General features: G+C 35.2%; 14 protein-coding genes. 9 read left to right on the top strand and 5 right to left on the bottom strand.

What is annotated here, in order from left to right:
- Positions 1 to 16 precede the first annotated feature (16 nt).
- From CELAL_RS02360 to CELAL_RS02320, 9 genes are all read left to right on the top strand, one after another.
- Positions 17 to 871 (top strand): M57 family metalloprotease, encoded by an 855-nt coding sequence (locus CELAL_RS02360; RefSeq protein WP_013549311.1) that lies wholly within the window; start codon positions 17 to 19, stop codon positions 869 to 871.
- 160 nt (positions 872 to 1,031) lie between these two features.
- A complete protein-coding gene (locus CELAL_RS02355) occupies positions 1,032 to 1,307 on the top strand; it encodes an ATP-dependent Clp protease adaptor ClpS (RefSeq protein WP_013549310.1) in 276 nt (91 codons plus the stop codon).
- Between the two features lie 63 nt (positions 1,308 to 1,370).
- The gene (locus CELAL_RS02350; RefSeq protein WP_013549309.1) at positions 1,371 to 4,178 is read left to right on the top strand and encodes a helix-turn-helix and ligand-binding sensor domain-containing protein; all 2,808 of its coding nucleotides are present in this window, start codon (positions 1,371 to 1,373) and stop codon (positions 4,176 to 4,178) included.
- Positions 4,179 to 4,406: 228 nt separating this feature from the next.
- A complete protein-coding gene (locus tag CELAL_RS02345) occupies positions 4,407 to 7,454 on the top strand; it encodes a SusC/RagA family TonB-linked outer membrane protein (protein ID WP_013549308.1) in 3,048 nt (1,015 codons plus the stop codon).
- Positions 7,455 to 7,458: 4 nt separating this feature from the next.
- On the top strand, positions 7,459 to 8,937 hold the full coding sequence (locus CELAL_RS02340; protein ID WP_013549307.1) for a RagB/SusD family nutrient uptake outer membrane protein: 1,479 nt from the start codon (positions 7,459 to 7,461) through the stop codon (positions 8,935 to 8,937).
- 18 nt (positions 8,938 to 8,955) lie between these two features.
- Positions 8,956 to 10,554, top strand: coding sequence for a fibronectin type III domain-containing protein (locus tag CELAL_RS21340; RefSeq protein WP_013549306.1), 1,599 nt, complete (start codon positions 8,956 to 8,958; stop codon positions 10,552 to 10,554).
- An 18-nt stretch (positions 10,555 to 10,572) separates the two neighbouring features.
- Positions 10,573 to 12,204: a glycoside hydrolase family 16 protein gene (locus CELAL_RS02330; protein WP_013549305.1), complete on the top strand. Its 1,632-nt coding sequence runs from the start codon at positions 10,573 to 10,575 to the stop codon at positions 12,202 to 12,204.
- 96 nt (positions 12,205 to 12,300) lie between these two features.
- Positions 12,301 to 14,565, top strand: a complete 2,265-nt coding sequence (gene bglX, locus CELAL_RS02325) for a beta-glucosidase BglX (protein WP_013549304.1) — start codon at positions 12,301 to 12,303, stop codon at positions 14,563 to 14,565.
- 9 nt (positions 14,566 to 14,574) lie between these two features.
- On the top strand, positions 14,575 to 15,342 hold the full coding sequence (locus CELAL_RS02320; RefSeq protein ID WP_013549303.1) for a glycoside hydrolase family 16 protein: 768 nt from the start codon (positions 14,575 to 14,577) through the stop codon (positions 15,340 to 15,342).
- 7 nt (positions 15,343 to 15,349) lie between these two features.
- Here CELAL_RS02320 and CELAL_RS02315 read toward each other — a convergent pair whose 3' ends face one another.
- The 5 genes from CELAL_RS02315 to CELAL_RS02295 all read right to left on the bottom strand — a co-directional run bounded on the left by CELAL_RS02315 (position 15,350) and on the right by CELAL_RS02295 (position 19,634).
- Entirely contained in the window at positions 15,350 to 16,390 is a 1,041-nt protein-coding gene (locus CELAL_RS02315) for a Gfo/Idh/MocA family oxidoreductase (protein ID WP_013549302.1), read from the bottom strand.
- 54 nt (positions 16,391 to 16,444) lie between these two features.
- Positions 16,445 to 16,858: a DUF6691 family protein gene (locus CELAL_RS02310; RefSeq protein ID WP_013549301.1), complete on the bottom strand. Its 414-nt coding sequence runs from the start codon at positions 16,856 to 16,858 to the stop codon at positions 16,445 to 16,447.
- 1 nt (position 16,859) lies between these two features.
- Positions 16,860 to 17,417 carry a YeeE/YedE family protein gene (locus tag CELAL_RS02305; RefSeq protein WP_013549300.1) on the bottom strand — a complete coding sequence of 186 codons (558 nt, stop codon included), beginning with the start codon at positions 17,415 to 17,417 and terminating at the stop codon, positions 16,860 to 16,862.
- Positions 17,418 to 17,555: 138 nt separating this feature from the next.
- Complete coding sequence (locus tag CELAL_RS02300; RefSeq protein ID WP_013549299.1) at positions 17,556 to 18,578, bottom strand: LacI family DNA-binding transcriptional regulator; 1,023 nt, start codon at positions 18,576 to 18,578, stop codon at positions 17,556 to 17,558.
- Between the two features lie 15 nt (positions 18,579 to 18,593).
- Positions 18,594 to 19,634, bottom strand: coding sequence for a UDP-glucose--hexose-1-phosphate uridylyltransferase (locus tag CELAL_RS02295; protein ID WP_013549298.1), 1,041 nt, complete (start codon positions 19,632 to 19,634; stop codon positions 18,594 to 18,596).

Here is a 19,634-nt window from a genome sequence, read left to right as displayed (position 1 = left end):
TTTAACACAATTATTTATGAAAAAACGCGATTTAACTATTATTGCTATGTCACTTTTATTAGTGGCTAGTTCATGTGAAAAAGAGAAAGAAAACGACCTTCTGGTGCCAGAAGCTAGTGTAGAAAATGTTGAACAAGAAAAGCTACAAATTACTGATGAAGTAACAAGTGTTTTTAAAAACAACTACTATAATGTTAACGAAATTGACGTTATAGATTTTATGCTTCCTGATGGTTCAATGGAGGAGCGATTTCAATTAGAGAATGATATCTTATTTTCTGCAGAACAGTTTAAAAGTTTATCAGAAATTGATATTAAAAGCGCTAAAAATTACCATACCACTAATTTAGTTAGTCCTAGGACCTTAACAATTATTGGGTACACTGGAGGTCAAAATGCCTTGTCAACCAAAGAGCAAACTGCTTTGCAATACGCTGTTAGTAATTACAATGCTTTAAATTTAAGTATTCGTTTTACCTTAACATTTGGGACATCTTATGATGATAAAGATATGGTAGTTTACCTTAACCCTAGCGAATCAGGTGCAGGTGGTTCTGCGGGATTTCCTAGTAATGGAAATCCAAATAAATTTGTTCAGATTTACGGCTTAAGCAATTATGATGTAAATGTTATTGAGCATGTAATTACGCATGAGATTGGTCATTCTGTTGGTTTCAGACATACAGATTGGTTTAGTCGTCAAAGTTGCGGTCAGAATACAAATGAAGGAACAGCAGGAGTGGGCGCTATACCAGTACCAGGAACACCATCTGCTTATGATCCTACATCTATTATGTTAGCATGTTTTAGCTCAAATGAAGATGGTGAGTTTAATAATAATGACATTACAGCATTAAACTATCTTTATTAATTAACTAAGACTTAAAAAAATACATTACAATTTTAAAGGTATTCTAAATTTTAGAATACCTTTTTTTATTATTCTATAATTAGTACTAGTTTCTTGGATTTTATAGCAATTTTCTATTTCTGATTTATTAGAATTTGTATCTTAGTCCAAAATTAGGTCTATGAGCACGAAGGAAAAGATCTTAGAAGATTTACTTTTAGAAGAAGAAACCCAAAAACAAAACGAAATTGTTTTGTTTAATGATGAGGTAAATACATTTGATCATGTCATTGAAACTTTAATTGGTGTTTGTGATCATACTCCTGAGCAAGCAGAACAATGCTCAATTATTGTGCACCATAATGGAAAATGTACCGTAAAAACAGGTGATTATGAAGACCTAAAACCACGCTGTACGAAACTATTACAAGCAGGGCTTAGTGCCGAAATTGTATAATTACATTTTCTCTTCAAATCATTATCTTTAATTCCAAGACCTCATGGATTTAAATTATCGCTTTTGAGATATATACTAGGTATCAGCTTATTCCTATACACCTTAATTAGTCTTGCGCAAGAATTACCTCCTGTACATAATTTTTCTCCTACCGCTTATAATGGAGGTAATCAAAATTGGAGCATCTCACAATCAAGTGAAAAATACATCTATGTAGGAAATAACTATGGGTTATTAGCCTATAATGGTGCTTCATGGAAAACCTATGCTTCTCCTAATGGCTCTCATATACGTGCAGTAAAAGTCGTTGATGATCGTATTTTTACGGGGTGTTATATGGAGTTTGGTTATTGGTCTAAAGATGATTTCGGAGATTTAATCTATGAATCTTTGAATCAAAAATTAAGTACTCCTATGATTGAGGATGAGGAGTTTTGGAATATTATTACTTTAGATTCCTATGTCCTTTTTCAATCTTTACAACGCATCTATATCTACAATTTAAAAACAGAAAGTTTTACCGTAGTAGCTTCCGAAAGCACTAGAGCCAGAATCTTTAAAAATAAGTCAGGAATCTATTTTCAAAAGTCAGGTAAAGGGCTTTTTAAAATTGAAAGTGGTAAAGCTCTTTTAGTATCTGATGATGCTATCTTAAAATCAAATTTTATAATTGGTTTGTTCACTACTTCTGCTGGCGCATTAGTACTTACTGAGAAAGAAGGGTTTTTTCTTTTGAAAGAAGGTAAGATCGCAAAGTGGCAGGTAGCTATAAATAATGAATTACAGGAATTAAATATTTATAGTAGTGCTCAATTAGAGAATGGTAGTTTTATTTTAGGGACTATTTCAGATGGGGTGTACCATGTGAGTGCGTCTGGAGTACTATTAGAAAAGATTGATCAGAAAAAAGGACTCCATGACAATACTGTACTTTCTATTTTTGAAGACCTAGAGGGCAATGTTTGGCTAGGTTTAAATAATGGCATTAGTGTCTTAAATTTTAGTGCTCCATTTAAGGAGTATATAGATACTGTTGGAAAATTAGGAGTGGTTTATACAGCGGCAATTTATAAAGATTACTTGTACTTGGGAACTAACCAGGGATTATTTTATAAGGAAAAATCAAGTAATGATGATTTCAAGATTGTGGCGAATACAAACGGTCAAGTTTGGTTTTTAAAAGAAATAGATGGGGTTCTTTTTTGTGGTCACAATGCAGGAACTTTTACGGTAGCGGGTAAACTAGCAACACAAATAACAAGCTTTCCTGGGGCTTGGGATATTAAAAAAATTCCAGGCAATGATTCACTTTTGTTGCAGGGTAATTATAACGGACTCAGTATTCTTAAAAAAGAAGGTTCACAATGGGTCTTCAGAAACAAAATTGAAGGGTTTGATATTTCTAGTCGCTTTTTTGAATTCACCCAAAGTCAAGATGTACTTGTAAATCATGAATTTAAAGGAGTCTTTAGGCTAAGCTTAGATTCTTCTTTTTCTAAAGTTATTAAGGTGGTTGATGCTCCAGTATTAGGTACAGGTGCAAGCTTAGTTGCTTATGAAAAAACTATTTTACACGCTTCAAATAATGGGGTATTACGTTTCAATGAGAAAAATAAAAACCTGGAAAAAGATTCGCTTTTCACCAGTCTCTTATTTGAAAAGGATGAACGTTTAATAGGTATTGTTGTTCCAGATGTTAGCGAGGACTTGTTGTGGGCTTTTACAGATAAAAATATTATAGCCTTAGCGGCTAATAAATTTAATGGGCAACCAGAGGTAAAGAAAATAGCAATCCCAAGTTCGTTCAGAAGAAGTTTAGGCGTCTTAGGTTTTGAAAATATAAAAAGAATAGCGGTAAACACCTATTTAATTGGGATTTCTAATGGGTATATAACACTAGATCTAGATAAATTAAGGGTTAGGAAATTTGAAATAGCTTTAACAGATGTAGCTAATAAGAATAGTGATTCTATTGCGTTGCAAAAAGTTTCTCTAAAGGATATTGGTACTACTTTTGAGTATAGCTTGAATAATGTATACTTTGAGTATAGTGTTCCTAGCTATGAGAAATATACAGAGGTAAATTATCAATACCAATTAATAGGCTTATCAGGAGTGTGGAGTTCTTGGTCAGAGACTTCTAAGGTTGCTTTTGAAAACTTGCCTTTTGGGGAGTACACCTTTAAAGTAAGGGCGAAAGTTGGTAATGAATTAAGTGAAAATATAGCGAGTTATACCTTTGAGATTTTAAGGCCTTGGTATGCTTCCAATTTAGCAATTTTGATATACGTACTAGTTTTTATTGCTTTAGGGTATTTTATACATAGGTTATATCGTAGATATTATAGAAAGCAGCAAGAACAACTCTTAAAAGAGAATGAGAAGAAGCTAAAACGAAAAAAGATCAAAGCAGAAAAAAAGCTTATTCAAATTAAAAATGAGAAATTAAATCAGGAAATAGATAATAAAAGTAGAGAGCTTGCTATATCTACAATGAGTATTATTAAAAAGAATGAATTTCTAAATGCTATTAAAACGCAACTGCAAGAGAGTAAGACGCCACAACAAGTAAATTCCGTAATTAAAACTATTGATAGGAATATTAATAATGAGGATGATTGGAAATTTTTTGAAGATGCATTTAATAATGCAGACAAAGAATTCTTAAAAAATATAAAAACAACACATCCAGATTTAACCCCCAATGATTTAAGGTTGTGCGCTTACCTGCGCTTAAATTTATCTTCCAAGGAAATAGCACCGCTATTGAATATCTCTGTAAGAAGTGTGGAGGTTAAGCGCTACCGTTTGCGTAAAAAAATGGATCTAGCACATGAAATGGGCTTAACAGATTACATTCTTAAGCTCTAGTGAACACTACACGTATTTTTTACACTACAACATTACCCATACAACAAGGTTCTTTAAGACTTCATTAAGATAAAACTATCTTAAAAGAAGAAAGGGCTTAAGGCTTATTCTCATTGCTTATATCTCTATTTATGAAGTTTTAATTACGATATGTATATTTTTTGTTGTGGTCTGTTATTATAATGATAAAATATGTCTTTATAAATTCGGAATTCTAAAACTCAACATATGAAAAACATATTTTTGTTGCTCTTAGCAATTTTTTTAACCACAACTTCTTGGGCTCAAGATTTTACAGTGAATGGTACTGTAAAGGATGGGAGCATTAATGATGTTTTGCCTGGGGTGAATGTGGTCGTAAAAAATCAAACACGAGGAACTACAACAGATTTTGATGGAAATTTTACTGTCGATAAATTAAAAGTAGGAGATGTACTTGTGGTTTCATACATAGGGTATACTACCAAAGAAATCGCAATTAAAGATTTTAATTTTATTACGATTACTTTAAGCGAAGATGTTAGTGCCTTAAGTGAGGTGGTGGTCATAGGGTATGGTACTCAGACTAAAAAAGAAATCACAGGAGCGGTTACTGTAATTGGAGCAGAAACTATTGAGCAATTGAAGCCAACGCGTATAGAGCAAGCGCTACAGGGGCAAGTTGCTGGAGTAAATATAACTTCACAATCTGGTTCTCCAGGTAGTGCATCAAATATTAGAATAAGGGGTGTCTCTACAAATGGAAATAACAACCCATTAATTTTAGTGGATGGTAATGTTATTGAAGATTTGAGTGTTGTGAATCCAGGAGATATTGAAAGTATCAATGTATTGAAAGATGCTACAGCAGGTATTTACGGAGTTAGAGCAGCAAACGGAGTTATTTTAATTACAACAAAAACAGGAAAGAAATCAACACCACTGCAATTTTCTTATGATACTTATGGAGGCTTTCAAGAAACTACCAGAAGATTACCTCTGTTAAACGCTACGGAATATGGAGTTATTAAAAATGAGGCTGCCGCGGCAAATGGTGAAGCAATTCCATATCCTAATTTAGCACTATTGGGAACGGGTACAGATTGGCAAGATGAAGTCTTCCAAAAAGCTCCAATTTTCAATCATAACTTAACGATTAGCGGAGGTACAGAAAAATCAAGATATTCTTTTGGTTCCTCTGTACTTACACAAGACGGTATTGTTGGAGGGTCTAAAGCTAATTTTACGAGGTATAATACAAGATTGAATTTCAATACGGAACTGTTTGATGGTTTAAATTTTAAAGCCAACTTAATTTATACAGGTACATTGAGAAAGACACTGGCCGAGGGAGGCTTGGGTTCTGTTTTGTTCAATGCACTCAATATTTCACCAATACTTAGTGCTACAGCTGTAGATGGAAGTTTTACTAGAGCTCTTGGGCATCCAATTGAGGTGATAAACCCATTGGCGCAATTGCAGAACACTTTCAATAGAACAAAAATTGATAAAATTAGTGGCGTATTCGGTTTAGATTATTCCTTTTTAAATAATTTTAAAGTAACCTCTAACTATCAATGGAACTATTCAGAAGTAGATTATTCTGCCTATTTTCCAATTTCAGATTTTGGAAATGTTGGAAATAATACGGTATTTGATAGAACAACTGCTGCTTACGGAGTGTCCAATGAGTTCTATAGAGATTATACTTTTGATGCTTATATAGATTATGATAAGCTCTTTAATGAGGTCCATGATTTAAAAATAACATTAGGTACTTCCGTGTTTAAAACTACAGCAGACGAGTACGGAGGAACCTATGAAGGTGTAACCAATACTACCTTGTCTGATCCTAGTTTAGAAACAGCTAATTTATTCAATGATTCTTTTGTGACCCGTTCCAATAGATTATATGATTCAAGATTACTGTCTTATTTTGCTAGAATGCAGTATAACTATAAAGGAAAATATTTACTTTCTGCAGTAGTTAGACGAGATGGTTCAACAGCATTTGGTCCAGATAATAAATTTGGTTATTTCCCTTCAGGTTCATTAGGATGGGTAGTGTCTGATGAGGATTTCTTTAAGGAGAATACTGTGCTTAATTTTGTAAAATTAAGAGCATCGTACGGAATCTTAGGTAATGATAGAATACCTGGGTTTGGGTTTGTTTCTTTATTATCAGGGGAAGGTACCTATGTGTTTGACAATGAATTAGTATTTGGACAAGCGGTAGGTAGAGTTTCTAATCCAGAAATACAGTGGGAAGAACAAACTACCTTAGATATTGGATTGGATGCAAAACTCTTTGATAATACAATTAATATTACTGCAGACTACTTTAATAAGCAAACAGATAATTTATTACTAGTTGTAGAATCTTCCGGAATTCTAGGAACCGCTGCACCAGGTGCAGGAAACCCTATTGCCAATGCGGGCTCTGTACGTAATAGTGGTTTTGAGTTTGCTATCGGTTATGAAACACCATACTCGGAAAATTTTAGATTCGGAATCAATTATAATTTCACATATCTAGAAAATGAAGTACTAAGTGTTGAAAATGGAATAGGATATGAGCAAGGCGGTAGTTTTGGAATAGGACAATCAGGTGTTTCCCGTATGGAGGCTGGTCTTCCAATAGGATATTTTTATGGACTTAAGACAGATGGTATTTTTCAAAACCAGGCAGAGATAGATGCACACCCAACTCAAATAGGCCTTGGTTCGGCAGCAGCTCCTGGAGATATTCGCTTCGCAGATGTGAACGGAGATGGCATCATTAATTTTGATGATAGTACAGATCTAGGAAATCCAATTCCTGACTTTACAATGGGTTTAAACCTCTCATTTGATTATAAGAATTTTGATTTTCAGACTTATATTTTCGCATCACTTGGTAATGATATTGTTAGAAATTATGACAGAAATAATCCTATAACAAATCAATCTGCTTATGCTTTGAATAGATGGACAGGGGAAGGAAGTACCAATGAATATCCAAGGGTAACAAATGGAGCAACTTCTAATATTTTATTTTCAGATTTTTATGTAGAAGATGGTTCATTTGTCAGAGCACAGAATATGCAATTAGGATATGCTCTAAATAGCGAGGGAATCAAGGACATGGGGATAAGCAAATTACGTTTGTATGTATCTGCTAGTAATGTTTTTACTTTTTCTAAATATAAAGGATTTGATCCATCAGCATCTTCTGGAGATCCAATAGGATCAGGATTTGATTCAGGATTTTATCCAGTACCACGTACCTACTTATTAGGTTTAAACCTTAAATTTTAATGTAATGATGATAAAAAACACTTTTTTAAAACACGTTATTGCGTTTGCCAGTATTACGATATTTTCTATATCCTGTAGTGATGACTTTGTAAATGTTGAATCAGAAGATGAAAACTCAGAAGATTTTTTCAACTCAGAAGAAGATTATCAATCGGCACTAACGGGGGCTTATGATTTGCTTCAATCTACATATCTTAATGTAATGTTGGGGGAAATTGCTTCTGATAACACTTTGGCAGGTGGTGAAAGTGCTACAGATGTAATTGGAATACAACAAATAGATGATATGTTGCATACCTCTTTAAATGTACAATTAGAAAGTATCTGGGGATGGATGTTTGCTGGCGTTAATCGGGCCAACTATGTTTTGGAATTTAAAGATAAAACCGATTTCACAGGAAAAGAAGCGCTTTTAGCAGAAGCTACATTTTTAAGGGCTTATTATTATTTTGAACTCGTGAAATGGTTTGGAGATGTTCCTTTGGCTGTAGATCAACGATTATTATTTGGCGATCAGTATTTGGTAGGAAGAACACCTGTTGCTGAGATATACGCACAAATTGAAATTGATTTACAATATGCAGTAGACAATTTACCGTATACCCAAGCACAAAAAGGTAGAATTACCAAAGGAGCAGCACAGGCACTTTTAGGAAAAGCTTATCTATATCAAGATAAATTTACCGAAGCAGCAAATGTGTTAGAAGATTTAATAAATAACGGTCCTTATGATCTTTTAGAAGACTACAGCACCATGTTTGAATTGGATAATGAAAATAATATAGAATCTGTTTTTGAAGTACAGTATACGGATAAAGAAGGCGCTGGCTTTGAGTGCTTGCAGTGTAGTGAAGGTAATGTTGCTGTTGGGTTTAATGGAATTAGAAATTATGCTGGTCCTAATTTCGAATCAGGATTTAGTTTTAATATCCCTACTCAAGAAGTCTACGATGCATTTGAAGCGGGTGATACGCGTAGAGATATTGCCATATTAAATATAGAGGCATGGGCAGAAGAAACCGGTGCAACTTTTGGAACGGGTAATGAACATACGGGATATTTCAACAGAAAATACCTTCCAAGGTTAGATGCTGCCGAAGATTCAAATACAGGAGATGCCAACCTAACAAACCCAAATAATTATAGAGCAATACGTTTTGCGGATGTCTTACTAATGGCAGCCGAAGCTTTAAACAGAGGTAGTATAAGCGATTCACGTGCGCTTATTTACCTTAACAGAGTACGGGAAAGAGCAAATTTAGATGAGGTGACCACAACTGGTTCTAGTTTAACTACCGCTATCTACCAAGAGAGAAGAGTAGAATTAGTAGGGGAGGGGCATCGCTTTTTTGATTTAGTACGAACAGGAAGAGCAGCTGAAGAAATAGATGGGTTTCAATCAGGAAAGCATGAATTATTTCCTATTCCATCTATAGAAATAGAATTGTCAGGAAACCGTTGGGATCAAAATCCAGGATATTAATAAAAAAAAATTGTAAAAATGAAGATTATAAAAAATTTAGTTATTTGCTTTTTGAGCATAATCGCAATTAGTGCTTGTACAGATGATGAAGTTTCCTATGCATTTAAAGATGTATCTGCACCTTCTAATGTTACAGCGGCATTTGATATATCTAATGATGATACGGGTACGGTAACACTTACGCCCACAGCAGAAGGTGTAACAAGTTTTCAAGTATACTTTGGAGATATAGAAGATGAGACGCCTGCAGCTATTGCTCCTGGCGAAGAGGCTTCGCACGTATATGAAGAAGGGGATTATATCATAAGAATTGTCGCCTTGAGTGCTTCAGGTCTTACGAGTGAACTTAATAAAAGCATTTCAATTTCCTTTACGCCACCATCAAACTTAGCAGCAGAGATAACGGTTGCTAATACGTATGAGGTATCTGTTACTCCTACTGCAGATAATGCTACTGTTTTTGATGTTTATTTTGGAGCAGATGCGGCGGAAGAACCAATAACGATTATGGCCGGTGAAGTGGCTACATATACTTACGCTACTGCTGGAGATTATACCATTAGAGTTGTTGCTAAAGGTGCAAGTGTAACCACTATTGAATATGAAGAGACTGTGAGTATTACAGAGCCTGTTTCTGCAACTTTAGAAGATTTTATAGGTACTTGGGTACTTGCTTCTGAGGCAGGTTCTTTTGGAGTAGGTCCTGCTATTGGTGATGTGAGTTGGTTTTCGCTAGATGCGCAAGGTATTGAAGATAGAGCATGTTTTATTGATGACGAGTATGTTTTTGGATCAGGGGGTACATTTAATACGCTATTAGGATCAGAAACTTGGATTGAAGCTTGGCAAGGAGGTACAGATTCTTGTGGAGCTCCTGTAGCACCACATGATGGTTCTGGTTCAGCATCTTATAGTTACGATGATGCAACGAGTACACTTACCCTTACGGGAACAGGAGCTTTTATAGCGCTGGCAAAAGGAACCAATAATGGCGAATTGAGCTCACCTGCTGATGCTCCAAATTCAATTACGTACAATGTCTCTTTATCAGAAGACAAAAATACTATGAATATGTATTTAGAAACTAGTGCGGGAGTTTTTTGGCAATTTAAATTAGTTAAAAAAGTTGCAGCGCCAATTGTGGGTACCTGGAGATTAGCTTCTGAGGCAGGTTCTTATGGAGTAGGTCCAGCTATCGGTGATGTGAGTTGGTTCTCTTTGGATGATCAAGGTATTATTGATCACGCATGTTTAATAGATGATGCATATATTTTTGGTGCAGATGACAGTTATTCTGTAGATTTAGGAACCGAAACTTGGACAGAAGGCTGGCAAGGTGGTTCAGATTCTTGTGCTGCCCCTGTTGCTCCTCATGACGGATCTGCGGCTGCTACCTATGTATATGATGAGTCTGCGGGTACGATTACGATAAGTGGTATTGGAGCTTATATTACCCTAGCTAAAGGAACAAATACAGGGGAGCTAGCAGCATCAGGAGATGCACCTAGTTCAATTGTCTATAATGCTACATTTATAGATAACAATACTATGAGTGTAGTGATTGAGACTGGAACAGGTTCTGGTGTTTTTTGGCAATTCAAGCTTGTAAAAGATTAATAAAAAAAAGCTATAATTATGAGAAATTTTAAAATAATCCTAATAGGTATTTTTGGGGTATTCTTCTTGGGGTGTCAAGAAGATGAGCCTGATCTAGATATTATAGTTGCCCCTTCCAATTTACAGGTATCTGTAGAATTGGTGGGTGCAGATGCAGATAATCCAAATGGAGATGGTAGTGGTACTGTAAATTTAATAGCTACTGCAGATGATGCTATTTCTTACCAGTTTGTTTATAACGGTAATAGGGAAGCAATTCCTTCTGGGGCTAAAACCTATAATTTTAGTACTACAGGGTTAAACACTTACACAGTGGCAGTTATTGCTGTTGGATCTGCAGGGTTATCTACAAGCTATTTATTAGATTTAGAGGTTTTTGCCTCGTATTCAGCTCCGGAAGAATTGTTGCAGATGTTGGTGGCAGACGGGACTAGAACTTGGCGTATTAAAGCAGAATCAGGTGGGCATTTTGGCCTTGGGCCTGTGGGAGGAAATATCCCAGCAGAATGGTACAGCGCTGCGGCAAATGAAAAGTCTGCTACAGGAATGTATGATGATCGTTATATTTTTAATGCCGATGGTACTTTTACCCACATTACAAATAGCGTGAATGATGACCCTTCTGTGGATACTAGCGGAACCATATTTGGGAGAGTAAATTTAGTAGATGAACTTGGTGCTCATAATGAAGAGGCGAATGGATCCGATATTGAAAATTATCCGTATACGGATTATAGTAACCAGTGGTCTCTTACCGCTCCTGATGGCGTAGAAACTCTTAGTTTAGGAGGTACTGCTTTTTTAGGGTATTACACAGGTGGAAACCATAAGTATAGAATATTCAGTAGAACTGCAAATGAAATGATACTGACCACTGCAGATGGTAACAGCGAATTTAACTGGTGGTTTATTTTAACAAATCAAGAAGAAGTAGAGGAAACGGTTAACGAAGAATTTGAATCAGAATTTAACACCTTGTTCTGGTCAGATGAATTTGATATTGCAGGAGCACCAGATGCTTTAAGTTGGACCTATGACCTTGGAGCAGGAGGTTGGGGAAATGGAGAATCTCAGAACTATACGAATAATTTAGAAAATGCTATCGTAGAAGATGGTTCTCTTAAAATTACGGCCAAGGCAGATGGTGTAGGAGGGTATACTTCAGCAAGGTTAAAATCTCAAGGGCTTTTTGATTTTAAATATGGTCGTGTAGAAGTTAGAGCTAAACTACCAGCAGCACAAGGTACTTGGCCTGCAATTTGGTTGTTAGGATCAAATATTGAAGATGTTAATTGGCCAGCATGTGGAGAAATAGATGTCATGGAGCAGACAGGTTGGGATAAAACGATAACATCGGCAGCCCTGCATTTTCCAGGTAATAGTGGAGGAGATGCGCCTACCAATTCTATTGATAATGAGACTTCTACAACAGAATTTCATAACTATGTAGTAGATTGGACCGCCGATGAAATAAATATTCTTGTAGATGATGAAGTTTTCTTTACACAAGCAAATTCAAGCGATTCAGTATTTAATTTAGATTTTTTCTTGATCTTAAATGTTGCTATGGGAGGAACTTTAGGAGGAGATATTGATCCTGCTTTTACGGAAGATACTATGGAAATTGATTATGTGAGAGTGTATCAATAATTGAGTTTTTTATGCTGGAGTAATTGAGAATTCATAGCTCAATTACTCCTTTTTTAGTTCAATAAAATACCGTACTATTATAATAAATTAGAACACATGAATTTCAAAGTGATTATTTGTATCGGATTGTTTTGCAATCTAGGCCTGAGTCAAGGAAAAAAGTCAAGCATTGATCAGAAGGTAGATTCACTACTTTCTATAATGACCCTCCAAGAAAAAATTGGTCAGATGAACCAATACAATGGTTTCTGGAATGTTACGGGGCCCTCTCCTAAAGATGGTGATGCAGCCAATAAATACGAGCATCTTAAAACCGGCTTGGTAGGCTCTATGTTAAATGTTACTGGGGTTGAAGAAGTACGTAAAGTACAAAAAATAGCAGTAGAAGAAACAAGGTTAGGTATACCCTTAATTATAGGTTTTGATGTCATACACGGCTATAAAACCATTAGCCCTATTCCTTTAGCAGAGGCTGCAAGTTGGGATCTTAAAGCTATAAAAAAATCATCAGAAGTAGCCGCGGCAGAAGCAGCAGCAAGCGGTATTAATTGGACTTTTGCTCCTATGATAGATATTTCTCGTGATGCACGTTGGGGTAGAGTGATGGAAGGAGCAGGCGAGGATCCTTATTTAGGGAGTAAGATTGCCTACGCCCGTGTAAAAGGGTTTCAAGGTGATAATTTAGCTTCACCCTTTACCATTGCAGCTACAGCTAAACACTTTGCAGGTTATGGTTTTTCAGAATCAGGAAGAGATTACAATACCGTAGACGTAGGTACATCAACCTTATACAATATTATTTTTCCTCCTTTTCAAGCAGCTATAAAAGCAGATGTTAAGACCTTTATGAATTCTTTTAATGAGTTAAACGGGATTCCAGCAACGGGGAATGCTTTTTTACAGCGAGAAGTACTAAAAAAAGAATGGAATTACAAAGGTTTTATGGTTTCGGACTGGGGTTCAATTAATGAGATGGTTGCTCATGGCTATGCAAAAGATGGAAAGCAAGCAGCAAATTTGGCATTGAATGCAGGTTCTGATATGGATATGGAATCTTATGTGTATGTAAAATATTTAGAAGAATTAGTAGCAGAAGGTAAGGTAGATGTCGCTAAGATTGATGACGCGGTAAAAAGAATATTACGTGTTAAGTTTGAATTAGGTCTTTTTGATGATCCTTATTTATATTGCAATACAGCACGAGAAAAAGAGGTGATAGGAAGTAAAGAGAATACAGCAGCGGTATTGGATATTGCTAAAAAATCTATTGTTCTTTTAAAGAATGAAGGTCAGCTTCTTCCTCTAAAGAAGAAAGGCTTAAATATTGCTTTAATTGGTCCTTTAGCAGCAGATAAGAATAGCCCTTTAGGTAGTTGGAGAATTGCAGGAGATGATAATACTGCGGTTTCCGTCTTAGAAGGCTTAAAAAAATATACAAAGAATACTTTAGAACATCATAAGGGTGTAAACCTAACAACAGGAGAGAACAAGTTTATTTTAGAAACCAAAATCAACACTACAGATAGAACAGGAATAAAGGAGGCTGTAGCGGCCGCAAAAAATAAAGATGTTGTAATTATGGTGCTTGGAGAATATGGTTTTCAAACAGGAGAAGCACGTAGCAGAACATCTTTAGATCTTCCAGGCTTACAAGAAGAGTTGTTAAAAGAAGTATATGCGGTTAATAAAAATATTGTTTTAGTTTTAATGAACGGGAGACCTTTGACAATTAATTGGGCACAAGAACATATACCAACAATAGTAGAAGCTTGGCATTTAGGATCTCAAAGTGGTAATGCTATTGCAGAAGTATTATATGGAGCCTACAATCCAAGTGGTAAACTACCTATGACATTCCCTAAAAATGTAGGTCAAATTCCTATGTATTACAATTACAAAAATACAGGACGCCCAACAAGTCCCGGAGGAGATGTGGTTTTTTGGTCACATTATAGTGATGTGAGTAATACACCTTTATATCCTTTTGGTCATGGGTTGAGTTACACTACGTTTGAATATAGTAGCTTAACATTGAGTGCACCGACAATGAAAGAAGAGGAGTCTATTACAGTTTCTTTTACTTTGAAAAATACAGGTAAATACGAAGGTAAAGAAGTTGTGCAATTGTATATACGTGATCTTTTTGCTAGTGTAACTAGACCCGTAAAAGAGTTAAAAGATTTTAAAATGATTACGCTTAAGCCGGGGGAATCTAAAACGATAAGTTTTGATCTTACTAAAGAGAAACTTCAATTTTACACCGCAAATAATAAGTGGGAAGTGGAGCCAGGAGCATTTAAAGTGTTTATTGGCGGAAGTTCTATCACTACTTTAGAAACAGATTTTTCAGTAGTAGAATAAAATAGGTACATGGACAACTATATGCGTTTAGCCATGCTATGTTTATCTTTTTTTGTACAAAGTTGTGCAAATAAAAAAGCATTGGTTTGGGAAGAAAACTTTGATGGAACTACTTTAGATGAACAGGTTTGGAACTATGAGCTAGGAGATGGCTGTCCAGAATTATGTGGTTGGGGTAATAATGAAAAGCAAATCTATACAAAAACTAACCACACGCTTAAAGATGGTTTTTTACATATAACTATTAAAAAGGAAGATGAAAAATATACTTCTTCACGGATAACTACCAAAGGAAAAAAAGAATTTAAGTACGGAAGAATAGAAACAAGAGCAAAGTTGCCTTTGGCTAAAGGTTTGTGGCCAGCATTTTGGATGTTAGGTTCAAATATTTCTGAAGTAGGCTGGCCCTTGTGTGGAGAGATAGATATCCTTGAATATATTGGAAGAAAACCGAATACCATATTCACAACACTGCATTTTGAGGAGCAATATGGAGAAAACGCGTATACGAAAACTACTACAATCAATGGAATTGAAGATGGTTTTCATGTATACGCTGTACATTGGTCTCCTGATAAAATAGTTTTTTTTGTAGATGATGTTAAAATGTTCGAATACGAACCAGATCATAAAACAGAACAAAATTGGCCTTTTGATCAACCATTTTTCATCATATTAAACACAGCGGTTGGTGGTAATTTGGGAGGAGATACTATTGATGATAGCATTTTTCCTCAAGAATTTATTATCGATTATATCAAGGTCTATGAAAATTAATCAGCACTTAAGTATACCACTCTTTTTTCTTGGTTACTTTGAGCGCCGCTTCAATGATGCGGATGACTTCCATGCCTTCTTTTGCGCTTACTGGAACAGGTTTATTAGCTCTAATGGCATCATAGATGGCATCGTAATACAACATATAATCACCTTTTAAAGAGGTGATTTTTTCTTTTACCACCACTCCGTTTTTTTCGGTATGTAAAATTCCTTTATCGGCATCGGGTTCTATTCCCCAATGCGGAGCATTAGGTATTTTTCCTGTCTGTAAATCTTGCTCTTGAACATCTGCTTTTGTTTTTATAAATGAACCCTTTTTACCATGTAAGATGTTTTCAGGTAAAGGTTCACGTACAAAATAGCTAGATTTGAGAATTACCCTATGTGATGGGTAAAAGAGTTTCACATCAAAATAATCACCTACTTGTGAGTTTGGTCTAAAGGCAGCGATATCCGCAAATACAGCATCAGGAGTGCCAAACAATTGTATAGCTTGGTCTATAAGGTGTGCTCCTAAATCATATAAGCTACCAACGGCTCCGGTAGGTACTTCCTTATGTACTTTTTCACTTAATTCGGGCTTATATCTGTCGTAATGAAATTCTGCTTCTACGATTTCTCCGAGTACGCCGCTATCTAACACTTCTTTTAAACTTAGAAAATCACTATCATATCTTCTATTGTGATAGACAGAGATCATAACATTTTTTTGTTGGGCTAATGCTATTAATTCTTCTGCTTCTGTAACAGTGGCGGTGAAAGGTTTTTCAACAATTAGGTTTTTACCAGCAAGAATAGTTTTTTTGGCAAATTCATAATGCGTAATATTAGGAGTATTTACCACTACTAATTCTATAGCATCATCTGCGAGTAAATCTTCAAGAGATCTAAACGTTTTAATATGTGGGTATTTATCTTGCGCTAAGTTTTTAGTTCTTTCTAAGACACCGTACAAGGTAAATTTTGGATTTACCGCTATAAATGGGGCGTGGAAAACACGGCCACTCATTCCAAAAGAACATAATGCAGTACTAATTGGTTGCATTTCAAAAAAATTATGAATTAACTAAAATATTTTTTTTCTTAAAAAGTGTGCTATTTACTGGGGTAGTTTGTTTTTTATCAGCCCATACACAAAGGTACCTAGCATGGCCGATAAAATAACGATGACCATAGCAAACACTCCAGTTCCTAAAAGCATATACATAGGGCCAGGACATGCACCTCCGAGTGCCCATCCTAATCCAAAAATAATACCGCCAATACTATTAGCCTTATAATTTTTAGCTTTTTGAGGAACGATAATTGCCTCGCCGTCAATACTTTTTATATGGTATTTTTTAATAATTTGTAAAGCGATGATACCAATGAATACCGCAGAACCAATAATTCCGTACATATGAAATGACTGAAACTTAAACATTTCAAAGATTCTATACCAAGAAACAGCTTCAGATTTCACCAAAACTATTCCAAAAAATATACCGACGAATAAGAATTTTAAAAATTTCATATTAAAAAATTAAAGGGAATAATACATAAATCATAAATAGACCTCCGATAAAAAAACCAATCACAGCAACTAAAGAAGGGAGCTGTAAGTTGCTTAAACCTGTAATAGCATGTCCAGAAGTGCAACCACCAGCATAGCGTGTGCCAAAGCCCACTAGAAATCCTGAGATAATAAGAATGGATAAGCTTTTTAACGTAAACATATTTTCTAGGCTAAACAATTCTGGAGGCAAAAGAGTTTCTCCAATATTTGAAAATCCTAAAGCCTGTAAGTCTGTTATGGTAGCTTCACTAAGAGCCATAGTACTATCATTTGATAATAAATTTGCGGCAATAAAGCCACCTATTATGGTTCCTAAAACTACTGTCAAGTTCCATTTTTGGGTCTTCCAATCAAATTTGAAAAAATCAGCATATTTTCCTGCCCCGCCAATAGTACATAGTGTTCTTAGGTTAGAGGACATTCCAAACGTTTTCCCGAAGAGTATGAGGGAAATCATAGTCACTGCTATAAGTGGCCCCGAAACATACCATGGCCAAGGATCTAATAAAAAATTCATTTTCATATTGTTTTCAGTCCGCAAAAGTACCTAAAATGAACGCTAATTTAAGAACATTCAGGTTTAATTAACGAATAGAAATAAAGCCTTTGGAATAGGACTGTAGATTAATTTTTTAATACTGGACGAGCAAAAAAATTAACTTGCGGAGTGGGTAGATTTTCTCAGAATTAATTCTGAGGGTAATACAATGGTTTTTGGTGCTGTAGTTTCATTAGATTCAATACGTTCTATTAATGTGGCTGCTGCAATTTTTCCTAATTCTGTTTCATGTTGATCTACAACACTTAAAGGCGGATTACTATTATTGGAAAGAATCCCATCAGTAAAACCAATCACAGCTAAATTTTCAGGAACCTTATAGCCTTTAGAAATGGCAAGATTCATAGCGTAAATAGCAGACAATTCATCTGCTGCTACGATGCCATCAATAATGTTAGTTTCCAAATACTGCTTAAGTGTTGTGGTAAATTCAGGATAGTCCGTAAAGTTTAAAACCTCAGGAGCTATTGTTCCTTTAAAAAATTCTGTGATAGCTTGTCTATAGCCTTTTTCTCTTTCATTGCCTACGTTGGTGCCTGAAATAGGGGAAACAAAAATAATTTTTTTATGATCAGATTCAATTAATAATTGTGTGGCATTATAGGCAGATTCAAAATCATTGATAGTTACTTTATCGCCATTAACCTTATCAGAAGTTCTATCAAACATAACCACAGGCAGCCCTTGTTCAATAGCATCATTTATTTCCTCGTAGAAATTGTTAGACTGCGTTTCTTTTGATAAAGAAATAAGAAAACCATCTACGCATCCAGAATTAAACAACTCGATGCTTTTGGTCTCCTTTTCATAAGATTCATCAGAAATACAAGTAATGATACTATACCCTTTTTTTGATACTTCTTGTTCAATACCCAATAATACTTTGGCAAAATAGTGTGCTAAAATATTAGGAATAATAACCCCTATCGTTTTTGTTTTTTTTGTTTTTAAACTTCGTGCATATATATTAGGCCTGTAATTGTATTCTTTAGCAAGGGCTTTTATTTTTTTCTTTGTTTTGGTGCTAATTTCTCGATTATCTGATAGTGCTTTAGAAATAGTAGAAACAGAAAATTCAGATATGAGTGCTAATTCTTTTAGGGTGATTTTTTTACTCATATCATAGGTAATTATTTAACGTTTACTGTAATGAACACGGTCTAATTCTCTCAAACTTTTGGCAGCTTGTTCTGCTGTAATATCTCTTTGCGCATCTGCAAACATTTCATAACCAACCATAAATTTCTTTACCGTAGCAGACCTTAGCAATGGCGGGTAAAAAGACATGTGAAAATGCCATTCTTCGTGTGCTTCATTATCAGTAGGTGCTTGATGTATACCGGCAGAATAAGGAAAACTTGTACTAAAAAGGTTATCATATTTAATGGTAAGCTCTTTAATTGTTTTTGAAAAATCTGTTTTTTCAGCATTATTCATTAAAGCAATGTTCTTAATATGTCTTTTCGGAACAATCATGGTCTCGTATGGCCAAATTGCCCAAAATGGTACTAAGGCTACAAAGTGCTCATTTTCAATTACAATACGTTCTTTGAGCTTTAATTCTTGCTCAATATAAGATAAAAGTAAACTTTTTTTATTTTTGTTCCAATAATCACTTAGATTTTTTGACTTTTTCGCAATTTCTTGGGGAATTGACTCTTGTGCCCAAATTTGTCCGTGCGGATGTGGATTGCTACAGCCCATAGTGTCTCCTTTATTTTCAAAAATTTGAACGTGATTCACATACGATAGATTGCCTAATTCCGTATACTCTTTTTGCCAAAGGGAAATTACCGCTTCAATATCATTTTCTTCCATTAAAGGTAATGTTAGCGAATGATTCGGTGAAAAACAGATCACTTTACATAAGCCTCTTTCTGATTTAGCTTGCAATAAATTATCATCAACGGTTCCAGAGGGAGTATCTGATAATAATGCCGAAAAATCATTCACAAATGAATAAGCACTCTTATAATCAGGATTTTGTCCGCCACCCATTCTTGTGTTCGTAGGGCATAAATAGCAGTTTTTATCATAGGTTGCTGTCAAAGGAATAAAAGGCTTTTCTACCTTTCCTTGCCACGGTCGTTTTGTTCTATGAGGAGAAACCAATACCCATTCTCCGGTAAGTATATTATATCTTCTGTGTGGGTTTTCGTTAAAAACTGTATTCAT

The organism is Cellulophaga algicola DSM 14237 (genome assembly GCF_000186265.1).
GTDB classification, from domain to species: Bacteria; Bacteroidota; Bacteroidia; order Flavobacteriales; family Flavobacteriaceae; genus Cellulophaga; species Cellulophaga algicola.
Note: the sequence above shows the minus strand (reverse complement) of the source record. Positions and strands in the feature narration are given on the sequence as shown.

Coding starts and splice junctions, on each gene's coding strand:
- CELAL_RS02300 (WP_013549299.1), bottom strand. CDS start 18,578: ATGAGTAAAAAAATCACCCTAAAAGAATTAGCACTCATATCTGAATTT.
- CELAL_RS02360 (WP_013549311.1), top strand. CDS start 17: ATGAAAAAACGCGATTTAACTATTATTGCTATGTCACTTTTATTAGTG.
- CELAL_RS02305 (WP_013549300.1), bottom strand. CDS start 17,417: ATGAATTTTTTATTAGATCCTTGGCCATGGTATGTTTCGGGGCCACTT.
- bglX (WP_013549304.1), top strand. CDS start 12,301: ATGAATTTCAAAGTGATTATTTGTATCGGATTGTTTTGCAATCTAGGC.
- CELAL_RS21340 (WP_013549306.1), top strand. CDS start 8,956: ATGAAGATTATAAAAAATTTAGTTATTTGCTTTTTGAGCATAATCGCA.
- CELAL_RS02340 (WP_013549307.1), top strand. CDS start 7,459: ATGATGATAAAAAACACTTTTTTAAAACACGTTATTGCGTTTGCCAGT.
- CELAL_RS02320 (WP_013549303.1), top strand. CDS start 14,575: ATGGACAACTATATGCGTTTAGCCATGCTATGTTTATCTTTTTTTGTA.
- CELAL_RS02310 (WP_013549301.1), bottom strand. CDS start 16,858: ATGAAATTTTTAAAATTCTTATTCGTCGGTATATTTTTTGGAATAGTT.
- CELAL_RS02330 (WP_013549305.1), top strand. CDS start 10,573: ATGAGAAATTTTAAAATAATCCTAATAGGTATTTTTGGGGTATTCTTC.
- CELAL_RS02295 (WP_013549298.1), bottom strand. CDS start 19,634: ATGAATACAGTTTTTAACGAAAACCCACACAGAAGATATAATATACTT.
- CELAL_RS02355 (WP_013549310.1), top strand. CDS start 1,032: ATGAGCACGAAGGAAAAGATCTTAGAAGATTTACTTTTAGAAGAAGAA.
- CELAL_RS02345 (WP_013549308.1), top strand. CDS start 4,407: ATGAAAAACATATTTTTGTTGCTCTTAGCAATTTTTTTAACCACAACT.
- CELAL_RS02315 (WP_013549302.1), bottom strand. CDS start 16,390: ATGCAACCAATTAGTACTGCATTATGTTCTTTTGGAATGAGTGGCCGT.